Consider the following 3,701-nt stretch of genomic DNA (forward strand, 5'->3'; position numbering starts at 1 on the left):
ATCACAAAGGCGATAGTCGAGTCCTACATGGAGTCCTTTCTTAAGTACACCGACGTGGACGTGGCTCTGGTGGGAGCGGGCCCCGCAAACCTGGTGGCGGCCAAGAAGCTCGCCGAGGCCGACGCCAAGACGGTGGTCTTCGAGAGGAACCTCGCCGTCGGCGGCGGGATCTGGGGCGGTGGGATGATGTTCCCCCGGATCGTCGTCCAGAAGGAGGGGTGTAGAATCCTGGACGAGTTCGGGGTATGGTACCGGGAGTACGAGGAGGGCTACTACATCGCCAGCTCCATCGAGACGGTGGCCAAGCTGACGGCGGGGGTCATCGACGCCGGGGCCGAGATCTTCAACCTGGTCACCGTAGAGGACGTCATGATCCGGGAGGACGAGAGGATCGCAGGCCTGGTCATCAACTGGGAGGCGGTGGAGAGGACGAGGCTTCACGTTGATCCCCTCTCAGTGAGGGCCAAGGTGGTCATCGACGGGACCGGCCACGATGCCAACATCTGTAACGTCGTCCAGAGAAAGATCCCGGGGGCCAAGGTGGGGTCCCTGGGCGTCGTCGGCGAGAAGCCGATGTGGGCCGACGTCGGCGAGAAGACCGTCGTCGAGGTGACCCAGGAGGTCTACCCGGGCCTCATCGCCACGGGGATGGCAGCGGCGGCCGTTGCCGGAGGGCCGAGGATGGGACCGATCTTCGGCGGGATGCTCCTCTCCGGAGAGAAGGCCGCTATGCTGGCCCTGGAGAAGCTGGGGCTATAAGGCCGCAGTCTTAGAATGGGATCTCAATGTCGCCGATCAGGGGCGGGTACGACCTCGCCCGTTTCATCCTCGCCCGATATTCGGGAAAGGTGGTCGAGGTGGGGGTGGGAAGGGCCCCCGACGTAGCCCTCCTCCTCGGCCCCTATCTGGAGGTCGTCCCCACCGACAAGGAGGGACGGAACCTAGGTGGCCTCGCCGTCGTCGCAGACGACATATTCACGCCGAACCTGGCCCTCTACCGTGGGGCCACTCTACTCTACTCCATAAGGCCGCCCCTGGAGATGCAGCTCGCCGTCGGAAGGCTCGCCCGAAAGATCGGGGCCGACGTGATCATAAGGCCACTCGCTGAAGAGGTCGCCCAGATCCCGGGATTTCGCCGGACCCTGGTCAACGAGGGCGAGGCCCGCTTCTACCTTTTTACGACCTCTTCATCGCTCTCCTCTTCTCTCTGAGCGCCTCGGAGCTCAGCGGGCCTGGGCTCCCCCCTGGGGAAGGTTTCGATGCTTGAAGATCTCCGCCGCCACCACCACCGCCGAGGCCACGAAGACGATGGCGGTCCAGCTCTCGGCTCCGAGGGGGGCGGTATCGAAGAGCTTCTGCATGAAGGGCACGTATATCGCCACCAGGAGGGCGGCCAGGGATGCGGCCAGGCCCAGGACCAGCTTTTTGTTCGTCCTCGGGTCCATGCTGAAGAAGGAGTCGGTGAGGGAGCGGCTGTTGTAGGCGTTGTAGAGCTCGAAGATCACCAGAGCTGCAAAGACCGTAGTTCTGGCCACCTCGAGTGGCATGCCTCCTCTCAGGGAGATGGCGTAAAGGCTGAGGGTCCCGATGAAGATCACCGCCGATATCCCCAGGGTGTAGAGGAAGAGGCCTCTGGTCAGGATCGGCTCGGCGGGGTTTCGGGGCTCTCTCGTCATCAGGTCGGAGTGGCCGGGCTCGACGGCAAGGCCGATCGCCGGAAACTCGTCGGTGACGATGTTGATCCAGAGGATCTGGAGGGCGAGCAGAGGCACCGGAAGGCCCAGCATGACCCCTATGAAGATGGTCATCACCTCGGCGAAGTTGCAGGAGAGGAGGTAGCTGGAGGCCTTTCTGATGTTGGCGTAGATCCTCCTGCCCTCCTCCACCGCCGCGACGATGGTGGCGAAATTGTCGTCGGCGATGACCATATCCGAGGCCTCCTTGGATACCTCGGTCCCGGTCTTTCCCATGGCCACCCCGATATCGGCGGTCCTGAGGGCGGGGGCATCGTTGACCCCGTCGCCGGTCATGGCCACGACGTGCCCCTTTCCCCTGAAGGCCTCGACGATCCTCACCTTGTGCTCGGCGGTGGTCCGGGCGAAGATGGAGACCTCCTCGATCACCACCCTGAGATCGGCTTCGTCCATCCTCTCCAGCTCCGTCCCTTCCAGGACTCGGCCACCCTCGTTCAAGATGCCGAGCTCTCGGCCTATCGCCGAGGCGGTGAGCTTGTGGTCGCCGGTGATCATCACGGGCTTGATCCCGGCGGCCTTGCAGACTTTGATCGCCTCCTTCGCCTCCTCTCTCGGCGGGTCCATCATCCCCACCAGTCCCAGGAAGATCAGGTCAGACTCCACGCCGTCCCGTTCGAGGTCTGCTCCGGCATCCATCTCCTTTTTGGCCAGGGCCAGTATCCGCAGGCCCTGGCCCGCCATCTCGTCAGCGGCGGCCAAGGCCTTCGAGCGGTCCTCGGCGTTTATCGGCTCCTCGGCGCCGTCTCGCATGATCCTCGAGCAGAAGTCGAGGACGGTCTCGGGCGCTCCTTTCATGGATACGGTCAGCCCCTCGGGGGATCTATGGACGGTGGTCATCCTCCTCATCTCCGAGTCGAAGGGAAACTCCACCTCCTCGGAGACGTACCAGCTCTCGACCCAGTCGAGGACGCCCCCCTTGGAGGCGGCGACGATGAGGGCACCTTCGGTGGGGTCGCCGATCACCCGCCAGCCCTCCGGCCCCTCTTCGAGCTTGGAGTTGTTGCAGAGGGCCCCGGCGGCGAGGAGGGCGGCGAGGTGTTTATCCTGCTGGGGCGAAAGCTTCTCTTCGGCCCCCTCTCCCCTCTCCTCCACCGCCCCCATCTCATCCGTCGCCCCCTCGCCTTTCAGGAGGAAGGACCCCTGGGGGTCGTAGCCGGTCCCGGTCACCTCCACCTTCCGGGTCGTCCAGATCCACCTCACCATCATCTCGCCCCGAGTCAGGGTCCCGGTCTTGTCGGTGCAGATCACCGTCGTCGATCCCAGGGTCTCCACGGCGGGAAGACGGCGGATTATGGCGTTCTTTTTGGCCATGATCTGGGTTCCGTAGGCTAGGGTGATGGTGGTGACGAAGGGAAGCGACTCTGGGATCCCGGCGACGGCCAGGGCGGCGGCGATGATCAGGGTCTCCAGGACCGGAGCGCCCCGGAAGACCTCCACGATGAAGATGATGGCGCAGGCGGTGAGGACCACCAGAGCGAGTTGCTTTGCCAACTGCTGGAACTTGATCTTTATCGGCGGGTCCTCGGGCCGTTTCTGAACCAGGCCCGAGATCCGCCCCAGCTCGGTATCCGTCCCCGTCCCCGTGACCACAGCTCTGCAGTTGCCGTAGACGACGATCGTCCCCATGTAGACCATGCTGGTCCGGTCGGCGAGGTGGGTCTCCTCGGCCACGGCCCCGGCCCCCTTCTTCTCGGGGACCGACTCGCCGGTGAGAGATGACTCGACCACCTGCAGCGAGGTCTCCTCGATCACCCGAGCATCGGCGGGGACCTTGTCTCCCGCCTCCAGATAGACCACGTCGCCGGGGACCAGGTCCCGGACCGGGATTCGGCTCATCTTGCCGGAGCGGATGACGTCCGCCTCCGGCGCCACCATCTCCTGGAGGGCCTCCATCGCCCTCTCCGCCTTGTACTCCTGGACGAAGCCGATGAGGGATATGAAGAAGAT

Annotated in this window: 3 protein-coding genes; 2 read left to right on the top strand and 1 reads right to left on the bottom strand. The window is 64.4% G+C overall.

The genetic code is table 11. The features are described from left to right. Positions 1 to 759: sulfide-dependent adenosine diphosphate thiazole synthase (locus ACP5EL_RS09605; protein WP_428402293.1), on the top strand; the 759-nt coding region annotated here is incomplete at its 5' end. Between the two features lie 26 nt (positions 760 to 785). Next, positions 786 to 1,211, top strand: coding sequence for a UPF0146 family protein (locus ACP5EL_RS09610; RefSeq protein ID WP_428402294.1), 426 nt, complete (start codon positions 786 to 788; stop codon positions 1,209 to 1,211). 12 nt (positions 1,212 to 1,223) lie between these two features. Here the strand turns inward: ACP5EL_RS09610 and ACP5EL_RS09615 are convergent. Continuing rightward, on the bottom strand, positions 1,224 to 3,701 hold a 2,478-nt coding region (locus ACP5EL_RS09615; protein ID WP_428402295.1), incomplete at its 5' end, for a cation-translocating P-type ATPase.

The organism is Methanocrinis sp. (genome assembly GCF_049974945.1).
GTDB lineage: Archaea > Halobacteriota > Methanosarcinia > Methanotrichales > Methanotrichaceae > Methanocrinis.